Below are 21,510 nucleotides of genomic sequence, written 5' to 3' on the forward strand. Positions count from 1 at the left end.
ATGGGTATATCTGCAAGTAATCCGAAGGGCGTTGATCATCCGGCCCAGCCGCGTTTTGGCCGGATGGATGTTGGACTGGATCGTATTACGCAGGGTGTTGCGCGGGCCAAGGACTGGCTCTTTGCGCAGCAACATCCAGACGGGTACTGGTGCGGCGAGCTCGAAGCAGACAGCATGCTGGAGTCTGACTATATCTTCATGCATACGCTGCTGGGCACCGGCGAACCGGGCCGGATGGAACGCGCGATCAATGAGATTCTTCGACACCAGAACGACGACGGAGGCTGGGGGTTGTTTCCGGGTGGACCGTCCAATATCAGCTACGGGGTCAAGGCTTATCTTGCTCTGAAGCTGATGGGATGGTCGAAGGATCATCCAGTGCTGGTGAAGGCTCGTGAGTGGGTGCTTGCACATGGTGGAGTCGTCGAGTGCAACACTTTTACGAAGATCTATCTGTGTGCTCTAGGGCAGTACGACTACGACGCCGTGCCCGCGATTCCGCCGGAGATTGTTCTCTTTCCAAACTGGTGCTACTTCAATATCTATGAGATCTCTTCGTGGTCGCGCGGCATTCTTGTTCCGCTGTCGATCATCTATGCGAAGAAACCGTTCAAAAAGCTCGCGCCGGAGCAGGGGATCGAGGAGCTTTTTGTTGGCGGGCGCGAGAATGCCAATCTGCATCTTCGCTGGGATAAGAAAAAGCCGTTTGGCTGGCGCAACTTCTTTCTTGCCGTAGATCGGGTGATGCATTTGGCCGAGCGGGTTCACATTCGGCCATTGCGTAAGGTGGCACTGAAGCGGGCCGAGGCCTGGATGCTGGAGCGGTTTGAGAAGTCTGATGGACTGGGCGCGATATATCCTGCCATGTTGAATTCGATCGTGGCTCTGCGGTGCCTGGGGCGCTCAGTAGATGATCCTCAGTTGATTCGTGCGCTCGATGAGTTTGAGAAGCTTGGTATCGATTGTCCTGATGGCACGGACGACTATTCGACGCCTACATTTCGCATGCAGCCCTGTTTTCCGCCCGTGTGGGACACAGCTCAGGCTATGTATGCGCTTGGTGAAGCGGGCGTTCGCAGAGACGATTCGCGCATGTTAAAGGCTGCGGATTGGATCCTGTCGAAGGAAGTGCGTCAAAAAGGCGACTGGGCGGAGAAGGTCAAGAATGTTGAGCCGGGCGGTTGGTACTTCGAGTTTAACAACGAGTTTTATCCGGATGTGGATGATACGGGGCAGGTTCTTCTTGCGCTCAATTGCGTGGATAATCCGCGGGAACGATATCAGTATGATGCCTGCCAGCGCGCCCTGAACTGGATTTGGGCGATGCAGTGTAAGAACGGTGGCTGGGCAAGTTTTGATCGCGACAACACCAAGATGATCTTTCAGTACATCCCGTTTGCGGACCATAACGCGATGCTTGATCCGCCGACAGTCGACATTACCGGTCGCATGTTGGAGATGCTGGCGCTGTATGGAGTTAATAGAAGCGATCCTCGTGTAGAGAAAGCTATTCAGTTCATTCTGAAGGAGCAGGAGTCTGATGGCAGCTGGTTTGGGCGTTGGGGCGTCAACTATCTCTACGGGACGTTCCTGGTGCTGCGCGGACTTGAGGCGATGGGCTTCTGGAATCACGAGCCAGCTGTGCAGCAGGCGGCCGAATGGATTCGCATGGTGCAGAATGCGGATGGCGGCTGGGGAGAGACCTGCGGCACCTACGACGATCCGAACCAGCGTGGCATTGGACCGAGTACACCCTCGCAGACGGCGTGGGCTGTGCTTGGATTGCTCGCTGCCGGAGATACGCGTTCTGATTCTGTGGCGAAGGGTATTCGCTGGCTGGTAGATCGCCAGCATGAAGATGGAAGCTGGGATGAGCTTGTTCCCGGACGCAATGGTGAGAGCTACTACACAGGCACGGGGTTCCCGCGTGTGTTTTATCTTGGATACCACCTTTACAAACAGTACTTCCCGCTGCTGGCGTTGACGACCTACGAACGTGCTATGCAGAGCGGTACGGCTCACTAAACTCAGTAAGCCGCGCGTAAAGAATTTATTCGGAAGTTTATCTGGAGGAGACATCGATGGCAGTGCCAGTCTCGCAAGCCTGGACGGTTGCAACTTATGTTTTGAAGCAGAAGCTGATGGGCCGGAAGAAGTATCCGCTCGTGCTAATGCTGGAGCCGCTGTTTCGCTGCAACCTGGCGTGCGCCGGCTGCGGAAAGATTCAGTATCCGGCGCACATTCTAAAGTCGGAGCTTTCGCCAGAGGATTGCTTCAAGGCTGTGGAAGAGTGCGGGACGCCGATGGTTTCGATTCCCGGTGGGGAACCGTTGCTGCATCCTCAGATGCCCGAGATCGTTGCCGGATTGGTAGCGCGCAAGAAGTACGTTTATATGTGCACCAATGCTCTGCTTTTGAAAGAGAAGCTGCACTTGTTCAAGCCAAGCAAGTATCTTTCTTTTTCAGTTCATGTGGATGGTCAGCGCGAGCATCACGACTTTTCGGTTTGCCGCGAAGGTGGATACGATATTGCGATGGAGGGCGTAAGGGCTGCGGTTGCGGCTGGTTTCCGCGTTACGACCAACACCACCTTGTTCGACGGGGCAGATCCGAATAGTGTTCGTGCCCACTTCGACGAGATGATGGCAGCCGGCGTTGAAAGCATGATGGTATCGCCTGGCTACACCTACGATAAGGCGCCGGATCAGAATCACTTTCTCGGCAAGGCGAAGTCTCGCAGAATGTTTCGCGCCATACTCTCCAATCGTAAGAAAGAGTGGGAGTTCAATACTCACCCCCTCTTTTCCGAATTTTTGATGGGGAAGCAGAACTTTGAATGCACTCCGTGGGGAATGCCGACTTTCAGCATCTTCGGCTGGCAAAAGCCATGCTACCTGCTGCAGGATGGCTATGCGGATACCTTTCAAGAGCTGCTGGACTCCACAAAGTGGGAGAACTACGGCGCAAAGAGCGGTAATCCCCAGTGCGCGAACTGCATGGTGCACTCCGGACACGAAGCTTCTGCGGTGGACTATAACTTTGGCTCTCTGAAGGGCTTTCTGACCACGGCCAAGAGGTATATGTTTTCGTCTCTCTACCCTGATGAGGGCGCACAAAAGCTGCTTAACGAGTGGCGGCCGGAGCATGCGAGTCCGCTGATTCAGATTCAAGCTCCAGTCGGGACAACGAAGACAGAACTGCAATCGATCTCAGGAGACTAGGTGTCATGGCAACAGAACAACAGGAACATCTGAAGATCGAACAGTTGCGGCATCAGAGTGCGGACGAACTCGAGCACATTGCGGGTCGCGACCGTGAACAACTTGAAGGCTGGATTCCGACGCTTGCGACCGATCAAGAGATCACCGAGGCGTTGGAGAAGGCATTTGACTATCGCGGCGATATTACAGTTACTCGTAAAGATGGGTCTCAAGTGATTGGCTATCTTTTCGATCGACGGACAGGTGCCTCCCTCGCTGATTCGTTTGTACGAATTCTTCCAGTGAATGAGAAGACGAAGGTAAGTATCACTTACGCGGACATTGCGGCGATTGCGTTCAGTGGCCGCGATACGGCGGCGGGCAAGACCTTCGAAGCGTGGGTGAAGAAGTACTGGGAGAAGAAGGCAGCCGGCGAACAGAACATCCAGATCGAGCCGGAGAAGCTGGACTAAGACCGCAGTCGGGCGTAGAGTTTGCCGGGTAGCAGGTTGATGTTCCAGGGTTACCTGCCAGTTTGGCTGGAAAGAGCGAGAGTGCGCGTATTTATTACGGGAGCGACGGGCTTCGTTGGAAGCCATGTGGCCAGAAGTTATGCGGCAGAGGGCGCCAGCCTTCGGCTGCTGACTCGGCAGACGAGCCGGTTGGACTCTCTTGCTGACCTTGATGCCGAGATGGTGACCGGAGACCTTCGCGAGCCTGAGAAGCTCCGCTCGGCTTTGGTGGGTTGCGATGCTCTGGTTCATGTTGCCGCGGATTATCGTCTGTGGGTGCGTGACCCGGACCAGATGTACGCAGCCAATGTGACTGGCACGCGGGAGCTGCTGAGGCTCGCTTGCCAGGCTGGGGTCGAGCGTGTGGTTTATACGTCAAGCGTGGCGACGATGGGCTTCAAGAAAGATGGGACGATCGTGGATGAAGAGTCGCCGGTCTCGTTGCAGGAGATGATCGGCCACTACAAGCGGTCCAAGTTTCTTGGCGAACTTGAGGCTATCAAAGCGGCGAAGGCCGGTCAGCATGTGATGATCCTGAATCCTACAACGCCGATTGGCCCTGGCGATTCGAAGCCAACGCCGACGGGGAGGATCATTGTCGACTTCCTGAATAGAAATTTTCCTGCATATGTGGATACCGGGCTGAACCTGGTGGATGTGGTCGAGGTGGCGCGGATGCATGTCGTCGCGCTCGAGCGTGGAACTCCTGGGGAGCGATACATCCTTGGTGGAGAGAACCTTACGCTGAAGCAGATTCTGGATCGTATGTCGGCGATTACGGGGCTTCCTTCTCCGACGATGAAGGTGCCGCATGCGGTGGCGATGGCCTTTGCCTTCTTTGATGAAAACGTTGCTGGCAAGTTGAGGGGCAAGGAGCCTCGTGCGACCGTCGAGGCTGTTCGAATGGGAAAGAAGATGATGTTTGCCTCTTCGGCGAAGGCAGAGCGGGATCTGGGATTTCAGGTGCTGCCTGTTTATAGTGCGTTGCGAGCGGCGATTGAGTGGTTCGTCGCCCATGGATATGCGCCGCCACTGGATGGACAGGCGGCATGAAGGGAAACATCGCGATTATTGCTGCGCTTGAAGGGGAACTGAAGCCGCTGGTTCGCGGTCGAGGTGCAGGGAGTTGGAAGCGGAGAGATTCGGGTAAAGGATGTTCGGTGTGGGAGTACCGCCATGCGAATGGGTGCTGGATTGCCGCGTGCGCGGGCATGGGGGAAGTGAGGGCTGCTGTGGCCTTTGCTGAAGCGGAGAAGGTTGCTGCGGTTGACGCTGTTTGCTCGGTGGGATGGGCGGGTGCTCTGAATGGAGCTACTGCGGCGGAATCCGTTTCAGGCGTCTCTTTAGTTATCGATACAAAGACCGGAGAACGGTTTCGGCCGACGGATTTTCAGCCATCTTGGCCAGTGTTGGCAACTACGACGCAAGTAGCTGATGAGCGCGAGAAGAAGCGGTTAGCTGCAAGCTACGGAGCGGGGCTTGTGGATATGGAAGCAGCGACGATTGCCCGGACTGCTTTGAGAAAAGGCATTCCGTTCTATTGCTTTAAGGCCGTATCGGATGATGCCAATGCGCGGTTGCCAGACTTGAATCCGTTTGTCGCAGAGAATGGGCGGTTAAAGATGCCTGCGTTTTTGGCGCATGTTGCGATGCGGCCTGGATCGTGGTCGGCTTTGATGAAGTTGGGAAGACATAGTTCTGCCGCGGCTAAGAATTTGGCAGAGGCGCTCTATGAATGGTTGGATGAGAGTGGTTCGGTGCGCAGATCGAGCGGCGACTACACTGAGAAGCAGAGATAAGGATCGGTTGATGTCACACATTATTCCTGAGACGATGCGTGCTGCGGTCTATCGCGGTGTAGATGATGTTCGGATTGAGACGATCGCGGTACCTGAGATTGGTGACGGGGAGGTGTTAGTCAAGATCCATACCTGCGGAATCTGTGGGACGGATTTGAAGAAGATTCATAGCGGTTCGCATGATGCGCCGCGTGTCTTTGGGCACGAGATGGCGGGGACGATTGTGCGAGTGGGCGCCGGGGTTGAGAGGTTCGCTGTCGACGATCGGGTGATGGCTTACCATCACATTCCTTGTGGCGAGTGCTATTACTGTCGCAAACAGACGTTTGCGCAGTGTGAGGTTTATAAGAGGGTTGGATGTACGGCGGGTTTTGCGCCCTCTGGCGGCGGCTTTGCCGAGTACATTCGCGTGATGGACTGGATTGTGCGGCGTGGGTTGGTGAAGATTCCCGACAATATTCCGTTTGAGCAGGCGGCGTTTCTGGAGCCGGTGAACACCTGCTATAAGGCGATTCAGTTGCTCGATTTGAAGGCGGATGAGACAGTGCTGGTGATTGGCCAAGGACCGATTGGGATTTTGCTGGCTGCGCTAGCACGGCGGACGGGAGCTAATGTTCTGACCAGTGATCTGTATAAAGAGCGGCACGCCGTGGCAGCGAAGTTCGGGCTTGATCATCCTGTTGATGCTCGTGAAAATGTGGTTGCAGCGGCGAAGAAGGCTACCGAAGGACGCGGTGCAGATATCGCTCTGCTGGCGGTTGGCAGCGATGCGTTGATCAAGGTTGCCATGGAGGCGATTCGGCCGGGCGGACGAGTGGTGCTGTTTGCTTCGACGCAGCATGGGGAGGCACCGTTCGATCCTGCGGCTGTGTGTATGGACGAGAAGACGTTGATGGGGTCTTACAGTGCGTCGGTCGCGATACAGGATGAGGTGACGCGGATGGTGTTCGACGGCTACCGTAGCGGGTTCGATTTGACCAACCTGATCTCGCACCGGTTTTCGCTGGAGGATGCGGTGGCGGCGATCGATCTGGCGTCGCATCCCCAGGCTGACTCGATGAAGATTGTGATTCAGCCTGGAGGCTAGTCGCGGGTTCGTTTCTTGACTTCTACGTTAAGGCGCTTGATCTTCTGGTTGAGAGTCGAGAGCGGAATCTTGAAGTATTCGGCGGCTTCGGTCTGGTTCCAGTGGCAACGTTCGAGGCGGTCGGAGATGATGCGACGCTCGATCTCTTCCATCAGGTCGAAGAGACTGGCATTTGGCTGGTGGTCGAGCAGGCTGGCCGAGTAGGTGCTTCCGGTGAGTTGAGTGGGCAGCAGGTCTGGATTGATGCTGCGGGAGGTGGAGAGGACGACACCGCGCTCCATGGCGTTCTCAAGTTCGCGAACGTTGCCGGGCCACTCGTAGTCCATGATGATGCGCATCGCCTCAGGGGAGAGGGAGCGCGTCTCCGTACCATTCTCTTCTGCGTAAAATTTGAGGAAGTGTGATGCGAGCAGAGGGATGTCTTCGCGGCGGGAACGAAGCGGCGGGAGTTCCAGGCTGATGACGTTGAGGCGGTAGAAGAGGTCTTCGCGGAAGCGTCCTGCGCGGACGGCGTCCTGAAGGTTGACGTTGGTGGCGGCGATGATGCGAACGTCGACTTGAATCTCCTGTACGCCGCCGAGATGCATGAAGCGGCGGTCTTGAAGGACACGGAGGATCTTGGCTTGCATGTCCATACCCATGGTGCCGATCTCGTCGAGGAAGAGCGTACCGCCGTTAGCGACTTCGAAGAGACCTTTTTTAGCTGTGACGGCAGAGGTGAAGGCGCCTTTGACGTGGCCGAAGAGAGTGGATTCAAGCAGCTCGGATGGCACGGCACCGGTGTTGACCGGCACGAAAGGACGATCCTTGCGAGGGGAGTTGGCGTGGATGGCCTTGGCTATGAGTTCTTTGCCGGTGCCGCTTTCACCCTGGATGAGAACGGTCGAGCGGCTGGGGGCGACTTGTGCGATGAGGTCGAAGAGGCGGAGCATCGGCTCACTCTTGCCGACGATGTTTTCAAAGTTGTAGCGCTGCTTGAGGGTGCGCTTGAGTTGAACGACCTCTTCTTCGGCACGATGGCGAGCGACGGCGGCGCGGATGTCGGCAAGCAGCTTCTCGTTGTCCCACGGCTTCTGGACGAAGTTTTCTGCTCCGGCGCGGATTGCGTCGACGACGTTGCCGACCGTGCCGTAGGCCGTGATCATGATGACGGGAAGGTTGGGCTGCATCTCGACGATACGGGGGAGGAGATCCAATCCGCTTTCACCAGGCAGGGCGAGGTCGAGGAGGAGCAGGTCGTACTCGTTGCGTGAGAGCAGCTCGAGGCCGGAGGGGCCATCGCTTGCGGCACTGACGGTGAAGCCTTCGAGGGTGAGCAGGGTGTCGAGCGACTCGCGGATGGCTGCTTCGTCATCGATGATGAGGATGCGGGGATCGCCGACGACTCGGGCGGTGCGTTGGAGATGGAGGGTTTCGGCGGCGAGCTCGGTGATCTCAGACATGCATCGCCTTCCTGTCGATCGTTACTGCTTCGGTCTTCACCGCTTCGGCCTTTACTGCTTCGGCCTTCGGAGGTCCATCCGCGATGACGGGAGGGCGAGCGGCTGAGGTGGGGAACTCCAACTGGAAGGCGGTGCCGACGCCGATCTCGCTCTCAACGTGGATCTTTCCGGCGTGCTCCTGCATGATGCCGTAACTGACGGCGAGGCCGAGGCCGGTGCCCTTGTGTTCGCCCTCCTGGGGCTTGGTCTTGGTGGTGAAGAAGGGATCGTAGATGCGGTGGAGGTGCTCTTTTTCGATACCGTTGCCGGAGTCCTGAATGCGGACGATGACGCGGCCAGCGCCGTTGAAGGTTGCGATCTTGAGCGTCGCGTTGGCGGTTCCAAACATCGCGTCCTTCGCGTTCAACATGAGGTTGAGAACGACCTGTTGCAGCTTGCCCTGGTTGCCGTGAATGCGGGCGAGGTGTGGATCGAAGTTGGTTTCGACGCGGATCTGCGCGGTTTTGAACTGATGCTCGAGCAGAGTGACGGTGTCGCGGAGAAGCTCGTTGAGGTTGAGGGGGGCGAACTCGGCGCCGCTGGTGCGGGAGAAGTTGAGCAGGCCGTTGACGATCTCGGAGGCGCGGAAGGTCTGCTGCGTGATCTTTTCGAGCACGGGGGCGAGGCGCTCATCGTCGCGCATGTGCTTGGTGAGCATCTGGGTGTAACTGGAGATGACGGCGAGGGGAGTGTTGACCTCGTGGGCGACGCCGGCGGCGAGCAGGCCGATGGAGGAGAGCTTTTCAGCCTGGGTGAGCTGGGCTTCGAGCTGAATGCGGTCGGTGATGTCGTCGACGAGAATGATGCGGCCTACGGCGACGAAGTTACGCGTGACCAGTGGGGCGATGGCGATGTTAGCGATGCGGACCTTTCCGTCGGGTAGGACGAGGCGGAACTTGTAGAGGGTGTGGGTGCCGTGTTCCTCGCGCACGCTGTTGAAACGGGCTACGAAGTCCGGCGGCAGGATGGCCGAGAGGGGCTGGCGGAGGACTTCACTGCGCGACTTCGAGTACATGCCCTCCATCTGGGTGTTCCAGCTTTCGATGCGGTCGTCGAGGTCGACGGCGAAGACGCCGATGTTGATGGACTCGACGATGTTCTCGTGGAACTCCTTGAGGCTTTCGAACTCGGTGATCTTCTGTTCGAGGCGGCGGTAGAGTTGCGCGTTTTGAATGGCGATGCCGATGTAGCCGGCGAGGGATTCGAGCAGCTCCATGTCTTCGCTGGAGAGGAAGTCTCCGTCGTCGGTGCGGCCGAGACCGATGACCGCGACGGTGCGGGTTCCACCGCCTTCGCGATTGGCGACGCGGCAGGGAAGGTAGTAGTTGAGGTCGAGGCGGCCTGCGCTCTGGCGCTGGGCTTCGGGGAGGCGGAGGATCTGCTGGGGGTTTTCGAGGAAGATGTGGTTATTGGCTCCGGGGCGGTCGAAGTCCAGGAAGCGAACATCGAGGCTGCGGAGTTCGGCGGTGTGGAGGTTGGTGAGGCCGTGGGAGGCGGCTAGATCGAAGTGTCGCGGGGTGTAGATGCCCTCGCTCTCCGAGGCGAGAAAGACGGCGACGCGAGTGACGAGGAGAGTCTGGGGAAGGCGCTCGACGATGGAGTCCAGCAGGGCACGAAGATCGGTTTGGGCGTTGATGCCGCGGCCAAATTCGACGAGGGTTTCGCGGTAGTCGAAGCGCTTTTGATCGAAGACGCGATCGACTCGCGCCTGAATCATGCGCTTAAGCGGATCGAAGACGATCCCGGCGATGATGATGGCGGCGAGAAGGCCCCAGACGCCGAGGCTGGAGAGCCGGGTGTGGACGATCTCGCCGGTGAGGGCGATGATGCCGAAGTAAAGGCCGACGAGCGATGCGGTGGCCAGGGTGTAGGTGACGCCGCGTTTGAAGATGAGGTCGACGTCCATGAGCCGGTAGCGGACGATGGCCCAGCTGAAGGTGAGGGGAAGGACGACGAGAGAGAGACCGGCGATCTTGGCGATCTGGCTGTTGACCGACCAGTCAGCTAGGTAGGGGATGACGTAGAGCAGGGTAAACGGCGTGACCGCGATGAGGGTGCCACGGGTGAGCCACTTGAGTTGTTGGCGTTCGAGTGCGGACTCGGCCCAGCGATAACGGAGGCGGAAGACGATGGCGGCGATGACGTAGTAGAGGGCCAGGTAGCCAAGGGCGATCTGGTCGAGGCGGTGGAGAAGGACCTCGGTCGCGGACCAGAAGCGTATGGCCGTGTACTGCAGACCGATGAGAAATATTCCTGGGAGATAGAGCAGCGCACAGCCGATGCGTCGGCGCAGACGGTTGCGTTGGTCGGAGGCGAAGTTGTCGGAGAAGCTGACTGCGAAGTGAAGGAAGAGGGCTGGCTGGAGCGCCTGCGCGGCCATGTTGCCCCAGTAGATAAACCAGTCAAAGGTGCCGGGTTCGCCGGTAGATCGGAAGCTGTAGAGGACAAACGAGGCGAGACAGAAGACGTAGAAGTGGACAGACTTTGGAGCGGTCCAGCGCCGGAACAGGACGTAGATGCCGATGCAGAGATAGACCAGCGCGATGAAGCGAAGTCCTTGATTGATGGTGCGGTCTTTGGGCTCGAGAATGACCTGAATGTCGAGCTTGGTCGCCCCGTGGAGGTCAATGGATTGCGGAACCGGGCGGAGGATGGAGTAGGTGGCATGGGCCCAGATGCCGCTGCGAAACATCTCGCGGGTGAGTGATGCGACGCGGGGGGTGGGTTGGTCGTCGACACTGACGAGAATGTCGCCGGTACGTATGCCGGCGCGATGGCCTGGGGATATCGCTGGAACGCGCTCAGCCCGGAGGCCGGTGGCTGCCTCGACCCACCAGATGCCGTCAGTGGGGACGTCGAAACCGCTCTCCCGATCGAAGTTCATGGCTGCAAGGACGCAGGCGGCGACAGTCGCCACTGCAAGTACGATAGCCAGAATGCGAGTTTGGGAGGCGTTTTTCATGAAAATCTGGCGGCTTAGAACAACGTGAGCACATTAAGGACCAAACGATATAACGTTCAATGCACCAGCAGGAGGTCACTTGCCATCTTGAAGTCTACAGAAAATCATAACCTACTCCGTAATACTCGAAGTTATTTCAAATCTTACGCTGCCGATGAAGAAATTGTTCACATCCTACGCATCTATGTAATTGGAGGAGCCAATTATCGGATTTGAAACATCTCTGAGGTGATATTGGATTTAGCTAAAATAATCCATAGGAAACAATTAATACTCCTGTAATATTTGAAGGTTGCTTTGGAATGACCTTCCTTGAGCAAAATGAGGCTGCCGGAAAGTGACACGAAGAGAGATTAGTCAAATTGGTGAGGGGTTTGTTGTGGTGGACGGGGTGAAGGTCCACTATCAACGCGCCGGTTCGGGCAGACCACTGCTGCTTCTGCACGGCCTGGTAGGATCGGCCAAAAATTGGCGGAGAAACATTAGTTTTCTTGCGCAGGACTCTGACGTGTACGCGATCGACCTGTTCAATATGGGCGAGTCGGAGCGCGTGCCTGGACTTGATGCCGGACTGGAAGCGACGGCGGACCGGCTGGCAGCTTACATGGACGCGCTTGGTCTGGACGAGGCCGATATAGCAGCTCATTCCCATGGTGGGGCCGTGGCTATGATGTTTGCCGCACGGCACTCCGATCGTGTGCGCCGGTTGATCCTGTTCGCGCCGGCAAATCCGTTCTGCGACCTGGGACACCAGTTGATCCGGTTTTATCAGACACGATTTGGGATCTGGTTCGCACGACAGATTCCTTCTTTCCCGAGGAGATTGAAGGCGACAGCACTTAGCCGCATGTATGGGGATCCCTCCCGGGTTTCAGCCGGGGCGCTTGAGGGGTATATCGAAGGGCTACACGTTCCCGGAACCATGGACCACGTGTTGCAGATTGTGCAGCGCTGGTTTGTAGATATGGGATTGCTGCGATCTGTGCTGGAGCGGTTGGTGGCGAAGCCAATGCTGCTGATCTGGGGCGATCGCGACAGGGCGGTGGGCCTGAACTCGGGGCGGGAGCTGCAGCGGATTCTGCCTCAATCGAGTTTGATGGTGCTTCCAGGCGTCGGACACATCGCGTTTGAGGAGATGCCGGAGATCTGCAATACGGCGATGCGGGAGTGGTTACAGAAACCGTTGCCTTCTGAAGCGCGTGTGACGGTGAGCCGGCATGCGGAGTCTGCCGCGTTTGCCAACCAGGTGGCTGAACGAGGCGCGGCTTAGTTCGCTAACTTAAGCTGAATACGCTCTGCAACCAGAGGCGAATCTCGGCCTGCATCAGATCGAGCTTCGGGTTGGGCGACGCGGTGGTTCCCTGAAAAAAGTGGTCGGCGTCTGAGATCCAGACCAGGCGCTTTGGTTCAGGCGCTCTTTCAAAGACGCCTTCGAGAATGTCGCGTGGGCCGTATTGGTCGTGGTCGCCGCTGATAAAGAGCTTGGGTTGGGTGCAATTAGGCAGAAACTTATAGGTGTAGTCGCGGCCCTCTGCGTGGACGGGAACGCCGAGGCCGACGAGACCCTTCACGCGGGGATCACCACAGCAGGCTCGCAGCCCGACGTTCGAGCCGAAGGAGAAGCCGGCGAAGAGGATGGGACGGTCGAGATTGTGTTGTAACCAGTCGAGAGCTGCGAGGACGTCGTCCTGTTCTCCGAGCCCGTGATCGTGAGCGCCTTCACTGAGGCCTACGCCACGGAAGTTGAAGCGAAGGACGGGAAGGCCGAAGGATAAGAAGGCCTTCATGGCGTGATAGACCACTTTGTTGTGCATGGTTCCGCCTCCCGAGGGGTGCGGATGGCAGACGAGCGCAGCATACGAGGCATCGTCGCGACCTGTGTTGAGAAGGGCTTCGAGGCGACCGGTGGGGCCGTGGAGATCGTCGATGGAACGGATCTGTGAGCTAGGGGTCTGGGAGCTGGAAGTTTGCGTCATCATTTTCAGTTTATCGGGTGTGTTCGTTGTCCGCTCTTTATAGGGGATACCGTATGCTGGAGGGCATGGCGATTGACCCTATCGAACTGACGAAACAGCTAGTAAATATTGAGTCCACTACGTATCACGAGGGTCTTGCCGGTGCGTTTCTTTATGATTATCTGGGGGCGCAGCATTACGAGGTGGAGCGAACGGCGGTTGAGCAGCCGGACCGTGCCAGTACCCCGGGAGCAGGCAGTGGGGAGCGGTTCAATGTGTACGCCGCCATGCCTGGGGTCGCGCCGGATGTGGTGCTTTCGACCCACATGGATACGGTTCCTCCCTTCTTTGGCTGCACGGAGGACGACGAGTTTTTGTATGGCAGGGGAACCTGCGATGCAAAGGGAATTGTTGCGGCACAGGTTGCGGCGGCGGATCGGCTGCGCGATGGCGGAGTGAAGGTTGGATTGCTTTTTGTGGTGGGGGAGGAGCGGGATTCGGCGGGCGCTGCTGTCGCCAACTTATCTCCGAAGGGTTCGCGGTTTTTGATCAATGGAGAGCCGACGGATAACCGGCTGGCGCTGGCATCGAAGGGCGCGTTGCGGGTTGAACTGAGGGCGAAGGGCCGCATGGCGCACTCTGCCTATCCTGAGCTGGGGGAGTCGGCTATCGATAAGTTGATAGAAGCGCTGCATGATGTTCTGGCGATGCCGTTGCCGGTTGAGCCGGAGATCGGCCCTTCGACGTTGAACATCGGATTGATTGAAGGGGGGCGAGCTCCGAATGTAATCGCGGATAAGGCAGAGGCACATATTCTGGTTCGCCTGGTGGGGCCTTCGGAGGAAGTGAGGAGATCGATCGTTGCGGCCGTCGGCGACAGGGCGGATGTTGAGTTCAGCCTCGATCTACCATTTGTCAGGATGCGGAAGGTTGGGCAGCTGCCGACGATGATTGCAAAGTTTACGACGGATATTCCGAAGCTGACGGCCTGGGGTGAGCCGTTCCTGTTGGGGCCCGGGTCGATTCATGTAGCACATACGCCAAATGAAAAGATCGCAAAGAAAGAACTGTTGGACTGTGTCGATCTCTATGTGCGGTTGGCGGAGGAGTTGGTTCGGTCGTAGCGTGTCCTCCTATGTCAGCCGGAGAGGATGCGGAAGGGTAGACTTCCCAGGTTGTCTTCGGCGAGTACGGCCGTCTCGTCTGGATTGGCGGGGTTGTAGCGGATGTTTACCGAGGGGCTGCCGGTCGACTTCGACTCGGCTTCATGATGAGTGAGAGCTACGCTGCGAAGATAGCCGCCATAGTATTCCCCGTTGATCTTGAAGTGGAAACCGGCTTCGATCTGGTAGGTGACCCCAGGTGAGACCACGTCTTCGTCGGCGGAGAGGACTTGCCAGTGGTTGATTTCGGCCTTGGCGACAGGCCATTGAGCGGCGAGGCAAAGTTTCTTCTCGCGATTTTTGCGCCGGAGCCTGCGGCTGATTGCGTCGATGAAAAAGATGCCGACCATACTTGGGTAACGATTCTAATACGGCAATTTGGGACGCGTTTTCCTATGGGTGGGACGGCTCTAAACTATAGAGATGGCAGCAGAGTTTACTCACCTTCATCTTCATACTGACTACTCACTCCTCGATGGCGCCTGCGACGTAGATAAACTTGCCGGGCATTTGAGCAAGATTGGCCAGACAGCGGCTGCGATGACCGACCACGGAAATATCTATGGCGCGGTGCACTTTTTCGAAGCGATGCAGAAGAAGGGAATCAAGCCGATTCTCGGGTGCGAACTTTACATCTGCAAGAACGACGATCATCGTGCCGCGCCGGAGGGAGATAAGTATAACCACCTGTTGGTGCTGGCAGAGAATCAGGAGGGCTATCGCAATCTGGTTCGGCTGACGAGCGAGGCGGCGCTGCATGGGTTCTATCGAAAGCCGCGCGTGTCGAAGGATTTTCTTGCGAAACATTCGGAGGGCTTGATTGGATTCTCGGGCTGTCTTGCGGGTGAGGTGAATCAGTTTTTGATGGAGGACAAGTACGAGGAGGCGAAGCGTATTGCTGGCTTTTATCAGGATCTTTTCGGTAAAGGCAACTATTTTCTCGAGATTCAGGACCATGGACTGGCGCCGGATAAGGGCGTCTGCGATGCGTTGTTCAAGATGGAGCGCGAGCTTGATATTCCTCTGATCGCGACCAATGATAGCCACTATGTCGCTTCGGATGATTCGCGAGCGCATGAGATTCTACTCTGCGTGCAGACGGCCGGCAGCATGAACGACCCGAAGCGATTCAAGTTCGATACGCAGGAGTTTTACATCAAGAGCGCGGAGGAGATGCTGCGGACTTTCTCGCAGAATCCCGAGGTCTGCACACGGACAATGCAGTTTATTGAACGATGCAACGTAAAGATGTTGAAGGTGGACAATCCGTTTCCGGATTTCAACGTGCCTGAGGGAGAGACGCTTGATACCTACTTTGAGCAGGTGTGCCGCAAGGGCCTGGAGATGCGCCTCGAAACGGCTGTTGCCCATCTGCGTTCCCGGGGATTGTTGAAAAAAACGATTCCTGAGTATCACGAGCGGCTGGACCGCGAGCTGAACATCATCAAACAGATGAAGTTTCCTGGTTATTTCATGATTGTCTGGGACTTTATCAAGTATGCGCGCGAGCAAAGGATTCCAGTGGGACCGGGGCGTGGATCGGCTGCGGGTTCATTGGTGGCTTACGTGATGCAGATTACGGATATCGATCCGCTGCAGAATGAACTGTTGTTTGAGCGTTTTCTGAATCCGGAGCGCGTGTCGATGCCGGATATCGATATCGACTTCTGCATGAACCGGCGTGGTGAGGTGATTGAGTACGTCAACCGAAAGTATGGGCGGGATCAGGTTGCGCAGATTATTACGTTCAACACGATGGCGGCCAAGGCTGCGATCAAGGACGTGGGACGTGCGCTGGATATGCCGTATGGCGAGGTCGACCGGATCGCGAAGATGATTCCGACTACGATTGGGATCACGATCGATCAGGCTTTGAAGGATTCGCCTTCGTTGGCAGGGGCGTATGAGGGCGATCCGAAGATTAAGGAGTTGATCGATGCGGCGCTGCGGCTGGAGGGACTTGTTCGCGGCGCGGGCGTGCATGCGGCGGGTGTCGTGATTGCGCCGAAGCCGCTGACGGAGTTGGTTCCGGTGACGCGTGCGAAGAACGACGATATCGTCACAGCATATGACATGAAGGCTGTCGAGAAGATGGGGCTTCTGAAGATGGACTTCCTCGGACTGACGACGCTGACGGTGATTGATGATGCGTTGAAGCTGATCAAGTCGACGACGGGTACGGATGTCGATATGGCGATGGTTCCGCTGGATGATGCGAAGACGTATGAGCAGGTGTATCACCGGGCGCTGACCTCGGGTGTGTTTCAGTTTGAGTCGGGCGGGATGCGAGATGTGTTGCGGCGATATAAGCCGAACACGGTTGAGGACCTGACTGCTTTGAACGCGCTGTATCGTCCGGGGCCGATTCAGGGTGGCATGATCGACGACTTCATCGAGCGCAAGTGGGGACGGCGGGCGGTGAGTTATGAGCTGCCTGAACTGGAGATGATTCTTCGCGAGACGCTGGGGGTCATTGTGTACCAGGAGCAGGTGATGCAGATCTCAAACGTGCTGGCGGGCTACTCACTGGGCGATTCGGACCTGCTGCGGCGGGCGATGGGGAAGAAGGATCCCGCGGAGATGGCGAAGCAGCGCGATCGCTTCATGAGTGGCGCGGCGGCGAATAAACATCCGAAGGATACGGCAGGGAAGATCTTTGACCTGATGGCGCAGTTTGCCGGATATGGCTTCAATAAGTCACATTCGGCTGCGTATGCGCTGCTGGCCTATCACACGGCGTGGTTGAAGACGCATTATCCGGTGGAGTTTATGGCGGCTCTGCTCACGAGCGAAACGTCGAAGCCGGAGAACGTGGTGAAGTACATCTCTGAGTGCCGCGAGATGAATATCTCGGTGGTGCCGCCGAATGTGCAGGTTTCGGATGCGAACTTTACGCCGATCGAAACACCCGGTGGGGCTGCGATCGGATTTGGGTTGGCTGCGATCAAAAATGTTGGGCACAATGCGATTGAGTCGATCATCGCGGCCCGGACGGCGTTGCAGGCAGCGGGGAAGAAGGGTTTCTCCAGCCTGTGGGAGTTCTGCGAGAAGGTCGATCTGCGACTGCTGAATAAACGTGTGCTGGAGTCGCTTATCAAAGCGGGCGCAATGGATGTGTTTGGCGGCCGGGCGGCGTTGTGCGCTGCTCTTGATAAAGCGATGGAGCGGGCACAGAAGTCTCAGCGCGATGAGGCGGCTGGGCAGCATGGGCTGTTTGGAATCTTCGATGCGGATATCCATTCTCCTTCTTCGACCAATGGGGAGGAGGCACTACCCAGTGTCGCGGAGTGGGACGAGCACACTCGTTTGCAGAACGAAAAAGAGGTGCTGGGATTCTTTGTGTCAGGGCATCCGATGGATAAGTACCGGGAGAAGCTTCGGAACATGAAGGTTGTCGATACAGCGACGGCCTGCGAGATGAAGCCTGAGCCGCAGGTATTTCGACGAGGACGAAGTGAAGAGCCGCAGAATGAGATCTCTATCGCGGGCGTGATTACAGGCCTGAAGGTCGCGAAGTCGAAGCGCTCGGGGGAGATGTATGCGCAGGCTTCGCTTGAGGATACGGTGGGTAAGATCGAGTTGATCGCGTTTCCGCAGTCATACGAGAAGCTTGCCGAGAAGTTGAAGATCGATGTGCCCGTGGTGGTTCGGGGGGTGTTGCGCGGCGAAGAGGATTCGGCGCCGAAGCTTGCGGTTTCGAGTATTCAGGCGCTGGAGGATGTGAAGATCAAGCTGCCGGATTCGTTGCGAATCAAGGTTCCTCTGCATAATCCTGATGCTGCGCTGCTTGAGAAGCTGCATGCCATCCTGGTTGGCGCTCCGGGCAAAGGAAAGCTTCTGCTCGATCTGGAAGAGCCGGGTGAGTTTTGCGCAGTGCTCGAGCCACACAACTGCCTAGTCGCCGCGGATCGGCTTTTCATTGATCAGGTGGAGGAGCTGGTGGGCCGGGGAGGGGTTCGCATCATCGACTAGCCGCCAATGCCATACAATCGAGAGAGAAGTTAGTGAAGCACACCTAGACAATGGCAGAACACGAGACCGGAAGAACAGCGCACTCCCAGGCAGTATCCGCACCGACTCCCGAAGCGTGGATTAAGACGGAGCTGGCGCGGCACCCCCAGCGCCCCTACCCGATGGATTTCATTGCAGCATTGTTTACCGACTTCAGCGAGATCCATGGCGACCGCGCCTTTGGCGACGATGCTGCGATGAGTTGTGGGATGGCGGTCTTTCACGGCGAACCGGTGATGGTGATCGGGAACCTGAAGGGGAGGACGCTGAAGGAACGGGTGGCGCGGAAGTTTGGCAGCCCCGATCCAGAAGGGTATCGCAAGGCTCTGCGGGCGATGAAGATTGCTGAGAAGTTTGGCAGGCCTGTGTTTACCTTCCTCGACCTAGCTGGAGCGAATCCTGGCATCGGGGCGGAGGAGCGCGGGCAGGGGGAGGCAATCGCACGGAATCTGCTGGAGATGTCCCGATTGCGGGTGCCAACCATCGCTACGATTACGGGCGAGGGTGGATCCGGCGGTGCACTGGCCCTGGCAGTATCCGATCGTGTGTTGATGCTTGAAAACGCGATCTACTCGGTGATCTCTCCTGAGGGATGCGCGTCGATTATGTGGAAGGATGCCAGCAAGAAGCAGCAGGCAGCGACGGCGTTGAAGTACACCGCCGTGGACGTCAAATTACTTGGCTGTGTCGATGAGGTATTGCCTGAGCCGTGGGGTGGGACGCAGAACAATCCGGAAGAGGCCATGACATTGGTCGACGAAAGACTGCGGGGCAACCTCGCAGAGCTTCGGGCACTGCCGCTCAAGACCCTGCTTGAGCAGCGCTACGCCAAGTTTCGTAATATCGCGCAGTTTTACACCACCGTTTAGCGGAACTACCGTTTCTGGAGCAGCCAGCGTTGCAATCCCTCAATTCGACACACTCAGGCCGCTCTGAGCGCACCTTGCAGCTGGCGCTCTTCGTAACATCTGCGACCTGGTTTATGGCTTCCGATATTCTGGCGGGACGTTCGGCGCGTGGCCTTTCGGAGCGATTTGGGCTTGACGCGGAGAGACATCTGCTTGCGGCGCTCTTTCTTCTCTTTTTGCTGGCGGTCGGGTTTTCGATCTTGCAGGCTATTGCCCATCGGCAGTCTTCCATGCGGGAGGTTATGGGTCTCCCGAAGCGGCCGACCTCACGGAGGGAGTGGTCCCTTGGTGCAGCAGTTGGCTGGGGTTGCGTGGTGCTGGCCGTTCTTCCTATGACTCTGACGGGAAAGCTGGATGTCCAGCTGTGGTTGCAGCCGCGGGCGATCTGGCTGCTGCTTTTGAATCTTGTAACTCTTGCGGTCGCGGCTCTGGCCGAGGAGGTAGCATTTCGCGGCTATCCCTTTCGGCGCTTGATTGAAGCGATGGGACCAGTAGCGGCGACAACTGGTATGTCTCTTTTCTTTGGGCTCGGACATGCACTGAATCCGGGGGCTACGTGGACGAGCATTTTTGTGACGATGCTAGCTGGCCTGCTGCTGTCGGTGGCGTGGCTGCGGACCCACGGATTGTGGCTACCGTGGGGACTTCACTTTGCTTGGAACGCCAGCATCGGCATCCTGTTTGGCCTTCCAATCAGCGGAATCAGTGACTTCTCGAGCGTGGTGCAGACGCGGTCCTTTGGTCCACTGTGGCTGACGGGAGGGAACTACGGACCCGAGGGAGCGGTTTTTACGGCTTTCGTTTTGCTGATCGCAGTGGCGGTATTGGTCCGTATTACTCGCGATTATGCATGGGACTACACCCATAAACCCATTGTTGCGGGCGGCTATGCGATCGAGATTCCGCCACCTCCGGCACATGCGGCGATGGAGCAGGAGGCAAAACCGGCCGCTGTGCCATCCTTGGTTCAGATTCTGCCGGCCACTCCCCAATCACGATCGGTTGGCGAGGAACCAAAGCTCTAGCCGGGTCGGATTGAGGCGCTATTGTTTTGATTTGGGACTTTAACGCTACTTCTCTGTGGTCTGATCAAAATTCGTGAACCGGCTCTTGTCAAAGGGGAAGAGAAGGCGCAAGCTGTTGTGTATCTGAGGTGCTTCCATGGCACTTTTTCGCTACAGGTCGGCTCTTTTGCTGGGTAGTCTGGCACTGTCGTCGCTGTCTTTGAAGGCGGCTCATGGTCAGGTCTTTGTGGTTGGGGAAGGTACTGCGACTGCTGACATCTCTACGGATTTCTCCCCTACACATGTTTCATTGCCTGATACGCCGATGACGGAGCGAGGCCGTCGTGAGTTGGTTCGAAATCTTGAAGCAGAGCAGGGGTTCGCTCATCGTGCGTTGCCGGTGAGCGCGGGGGTGACGCTGCGAGCGAATGGACCGATTAGTCCCAGTGGGGCGGAGTATAGAAAGATGATCTACCAGAAGGGTGAGGCTGCGGCGCTGGGCGACCGAGTCATCATTACGTCTTTGGAGATCAAGCCTGATCGGATTGTGCTGGACCTCAACGGCGGTCCGTATCTGAAGCATCGGTTTCTAAGTCATATCCAGATCAACGACGCGCCGGTTGCGCAGACGAACCAGGATAGGGCCACAGGTTCGCGAATTACGCTGATCTTTGAGGGGCACGTTCCGGAGATCTCCGCGCCGGAGGTAAAGGCGTTGCTGGAGCCAGTGATCGATTTTGGGGTGAAGACCTCCGAGCAGGCTTATGCGGATACTCTGCCTCCCGCGCTGAAGGAGGCGATTGCGGCGCATGAAGTTCTGGTGGGGATGAACCATCGCATGGTTCTGGCGGCGCTGGGCGCACCAGAGAACAAGATGCGGGACCAGCCGAGCGGGGATCCGAGTGGTGGGCGATACGAGGAGTGGATCTATGGTCACGTGCCGCAGACGATTCGGTTTGTGCGGTTTGTAGGGGACCGCGTGACGGTCGTGGAGATTGCGGCGCTGGGCAAACCGATCGAGATTCATGACAAGGATGAGATGGCTGGGTATAACTCAGGCGAGCCAGCGCGTGAGGTCGCGATGGGAGACAAGGCCCCTGATGGAACCGAGAAGACGAATGCTCCGCCGACGTTGCTAAAGCCGGGTGAGGCGGCGTCCGCGGGCCGCACCGATGGTAAAGTTCAATTTCCGGATGACAAGAAGGACAGTAAGGGCGGAGCGTCCGCACCGTCGGCACAGCCTCCTTCGAACAATCTTGCGTTGGCTCAACAGCCACGTTAGGGCTTTGGTCGTGTAGACTTGTAGGAGAGCTTCAATCGCAGTTCTTCTCCTCCGATTCCCGCCGTGGTTCGTCCCGGACAATCTTTACGAGAAGCACCGGATGATGAGATTCTGCTTGCCCGCGATGGTCATAGTCGATCGAGATA

At 57.3% G+C, this 21,510-nt stretch carries 16 protein-coding genes; 12 read left to right on the forward strand and 4 right to left on the reverse strand.

Features of this window, described 5'->3' with window-relative positions:
* From shc to HDF08_RS08185, 6 genes are all read left to right on the forward strand, one after another.
* On the forward strand, positions 1-2,025 hold the full coding sequence (shc, locus tag HDF08_RS08160; RefSeq protein WP_179637985.1) for a squalene--hopene cyclase: 2,025 nt from the start codon (positions 1-3) through the stop codon (positions 2,023-2,025).
* A gap of 56 nt (positions 2,026-2,081) precedes the next feature.
* Positions 2,082-3,221, forward strand: a complete 1,140-nt coding sequence (hpnH, locus tag HDF08_RS08165) for an adenosyl-hopene transferase HpnH (protein ID WP_179637986.1) — start codon at positions 2,082-2,084, stop codon at positions 3,219-3,221.
* A 5-nt stretch (positions 3,222-3,226) separates the two neighbouring features.
* Positions 3,227-3,673 (forward strand): hypothetical protein, encoded by a 447-nt coding sequence (locus tag HDF08_RS08170; RefSeq protein WP_179637987.1) that lies wholly within the window; start codon positions 3,227-3,229, stop codon positions 3,671-3,673.
* 81 nt (positions 3,674-3,754) lie between these two features.
* Complete coding sequence (hpnA, locus tag HDF08_RS08175) at positions 3,755-4,765, forward strand: hopanoid-associated sugar epimerase (protein ID WP_179637988.1); 1,011 nt, start codon at positions 3,755-3,757, stop codon at positions 4,763-4,765.
* The gene (locus tag HDF08_RS08180) at positions 4,762-5,511 is read left to right on the forward strand and encodes a phosphorylase family protein (RefSeq protein ID WP_179637989.1); all 750 of its coding nucleotides are present in this window, start codon (positions 4,762-4,764) and stop codon (positions 5,509-5,511) included. The genes hpnA and HDF08_RS08180 overlap by 4 nt, the downstream gene beginning before the upstream one ends.
* A 10-nt stretch (positions 5,512-5,521) precedes the next feature.
* Positions 5,522-6,598, forward strand: a complete 1,077-nt coding sequence (locus tag HDF08_RS08185; protein WP_179637990.1) for a zinc-dependent dehydrogenase — start codon at positions 5,522-5,524, stop codon at positions 6,596-6,598.
* Here HDF08_RS08185 and HDF08_RS08190 read toward each other — a convergent pair.
* Together HDF08_RS08190 and HDF08_RS08195 are read right to left on the reverse strand one after the other, a co-directional pair.
* Positions 6,595-8,040: a sigma-54-dependent transcriptional regulator gene (locus tag HDF08_RS08190; RefSeq protein WP_179637991.1), complete on the reverse strand. Its 1,446-nt coding sequence runs from the start codon at positions 8,038-8,040 to the stop codon at positions 6,595-6,597. The two genes, HDF08_RS08185 and HDF08_RS08190, sit on opposite strands and share 4 nt — an antisense overlap.
* Positions 8,033-11,041, reverse strand: a complete 3,009-nt coding sequence (locus HDF08_RS08195) for a GAF domain-containing sensor histidine kinase (RefSeq protein ID WP_179637992.1) — start codon at positions 11,039-11,041, stop codon at positions 8,033-8,035. Before HDF08_RS08195 ends, HDF08_RS08190 begins: the two co-directional genes overlap by 8 nt.
* A gap of 337 nt (positions 11,042-11,378) precedes the next feature.
* Between HDF08_RS08195 and HDF08_RS08200 the strand changes: the two genes are divergently transcribed.
* Positions 11,379-12,311 (forward strand): alpha/beta fold hydrolase, encoded by a 933-nt coding sequence (locus HDF08_RS08200; protein WP_353068835.1) that lies wholly within the window; start codon positions 11,379-11,381, stop codon positions 12,309-12,311.
* A 4-nt stretch (positions 12,312-12,315) separates the two neighbouring features.
* Here HDF08_RS08200 and HDF08_RS08205 read toward each other — a convergent pair whose 3' ends face one another.
* Positions 12,316-13,020 (reverse strand): alpha/beta hydrolase, encoded by a 705-nt coding sequence (locus HDF08_RS08205; RefSeq protein WP_373563142.1) that lies wholly within the window; start codon positions 13,018-13,020, stop codon positions 12,316-12,318.
* 62 nt (positions 13,021-13,082) lie between these two features.
* Here HDF08_RS08205 and HDF08_RS08210 point away from each other — a divergent pair, with 62 nt between their 5' ends.
* The gene (locus HDF08_RS08210) at positions 13,083-14,120 is read left to right on the forward strand and encodes a M20/M25/M40 family metallo-hydrolase (protein ID WP_179637993.1); all 1,038 of its coding nucleotides are present in this window, start codon (positions 13,083-13,085) and stop codon (positions 14,118-14,120) included.
* 14 nt (positions 14,121-14,134) lie between these two features.
* Here HDF08_RS08210 and HDF08_RS08215 read toward each other — a convergent pair whose 3' ends face one another.
* On the reverse strand, positions 14,135-14,509 hold the full coding sequence (locus tag HDF08_RS08215) for a DUF3592 domain-containing protein (RefSeq protein ID WP_179637994.1): 375 nt from the start codon (positions 14,507-14,509) through the stop codon (positions 14,135-14,137).
* A 73-nt stretch (positions 14,510-14,582) separates the two neighbouring features.
* Here HDF08_RS08215 and dnaE point away from each other — a divergent pair, with 73 nt between their 5' ends.
* The 4 genes from dnaE (at position 14,583) to HDF08_RS08235 (ending at position 21,364) form a co-directional block, all read left to right on the forward strand.
* Complete coding sequence (gene dnaE / locus HDF08_RS08220) at positions 14,583-18,131, forward strand: DNA polymerase III subunit alpha (RefSeq protein WP_179637995.1); 3,549 nt, start codon at positions 14,583-14,585, stop codon at positions 18,129-18,131.
* A gap of 50 nt (positions 18,132-18,181) precedes the next feature.
* The gene (locus HDF08_RS08225) at positions 18,182-19,039 is read left to right on the forward strand and encodes an acetyl-CoA carboxylase carboxyltransferase subunit alpha (RefSeq protein WP_179637996.1); all 858 of its coding nucleotides are present in this window, start codon (positions 18,182-18,184) and stop codon (positions 19,037-19,039) included.
* A 29-nt stretch (positions 19,040-19,068) separates the two neighbouring features.
* Complete coding sequence (locus tag HDF08_RS08230; protein WP_179637997.1) at positions 19,069-20,103, forward strand: CPBP family intramembrane glutamic endopeptidase; 1,035 nt, start codon at positions 19,069-19,071, stop codon at positions 20,101-20,103.
* 136 nt (positions 20,104-20,239) lie between these two features.
* Entirely contained in the window at positions 20,240-21,364 is a 1,125-nt protein-coding gene (locus HDF08_RS08235) for a hypothetical protein (protein ID WP_179637998.1), read from the forward strand.
* Positions 21,365-21,510: the final 146 nt, after the last annotated feature.

The organism is Tunturiibacter empetritectus (assembly GCF_013410875.1).
In the GTDB taxonomy this organism is placed as follows: Bacteria; Acidobacteriota; Terriglobia; order Terriglobales; family Acidobacteriaceae; genus Edaphobacter; species Edaphobacter empetritectus.

What these genes read in the sequence shown, in the direction of transcription:
- shc (WP_179637985.1), top strand. Translation starts at nt 1, where the DNA reads ATGGGTATATCTGCAAGTAATCCGAAGGGCGTTGATCATCCGGCCCAG.
- hpnH (WP_179637986.1), top strand. Translation starts at nt 2,082, where the DNA reads ATGGCAGTGCCAGTCTCGCAAGCCTGGACGGTTGCAACTTATGTTTTG.
- HDF08_RS08170 (WP_179637987.1), top strand. Translation starts at nt 3,227, where the DNA reads ATGGCAACAGAACAACAGGAACATCTGAAGATCGAACAGTTGCGGCAT.
- HDF08_RS08180 (WP_179637989.1), top strand. Translation starts at nt 4,762, where the DNA reads ATGAAGGGAAACATCGCGATTATTGCTGCGCTTGAAGGGGAACTGAAG.
- HDF08_RS08185 (WP_179637990.1), top strand. Translation starts at nt 5,522, where the DNA reads ATGTCACACATTATTCCTGAGACGATGCGTGCTGCGGTCTATCGCGGT.
- HDF08_RS08190 (WP_179637991.1), bottom strand. Translation starts at nt 8,040, where the DNA reads ATGTCTGAGATCACCGAGCTCGCCGCCGAAACCCTCCATCTCCAACGC.
- HDF08_RS08195 (WP_179637992.1), bottom strand. Translation starts at nt 11,041, where the DNA reads ATGAAAAACGCCTCCCAAACTCGCATTCTGGCTATCGTACTTGCAGTG.
- HDF08_RS08205 (WP_373563142.1), bottom strand. Translation starts at nt 13,020, where the DNA reads ATGATGACGCAAACTTCCAGCTCCCAGACCCCTAGCTCACAGATCCGT.
- HDF08_RS08210 (WP_179637993.1), top strand. Translation starts at nt 13,083, where the DNA reads ATGGCGATTGACCCTATCGAACTGACGAAACAGCTAGTAAATATTGAG.
- HDF08_RS08215 (WP_179637994.1), bottom strand. Translation starts at nt 14,509, where the DNA reads ATGGTCGGCATCTTTTTCATCGACGCAATCAGCCGCAGGCTCCGGCGC.
- dnaE (WP_179637995.1), top strand. Translation starts at nt 14,583, where the DNA reads ATGGCAGCAGAGTTTACTCACCTTCATCTTCATACTGACTACTCACTC.
- HDF08_RS08225 (WP_179637996.1), top strand. Translation starts at nt 18,182, where the DNA reads ATGGCAGAACACGAGACCGGAAGAACAGCGCACTCCCAGGCAGTATCC.
- HDF08_RS08235 (WP_179637998.1), top strand. Translation starts at nt 20,240, where the DNA reads ATGGCACTTTTTCGCTACAGGTCGGCTCTTTTGCTGGGTAGTCTGGCA.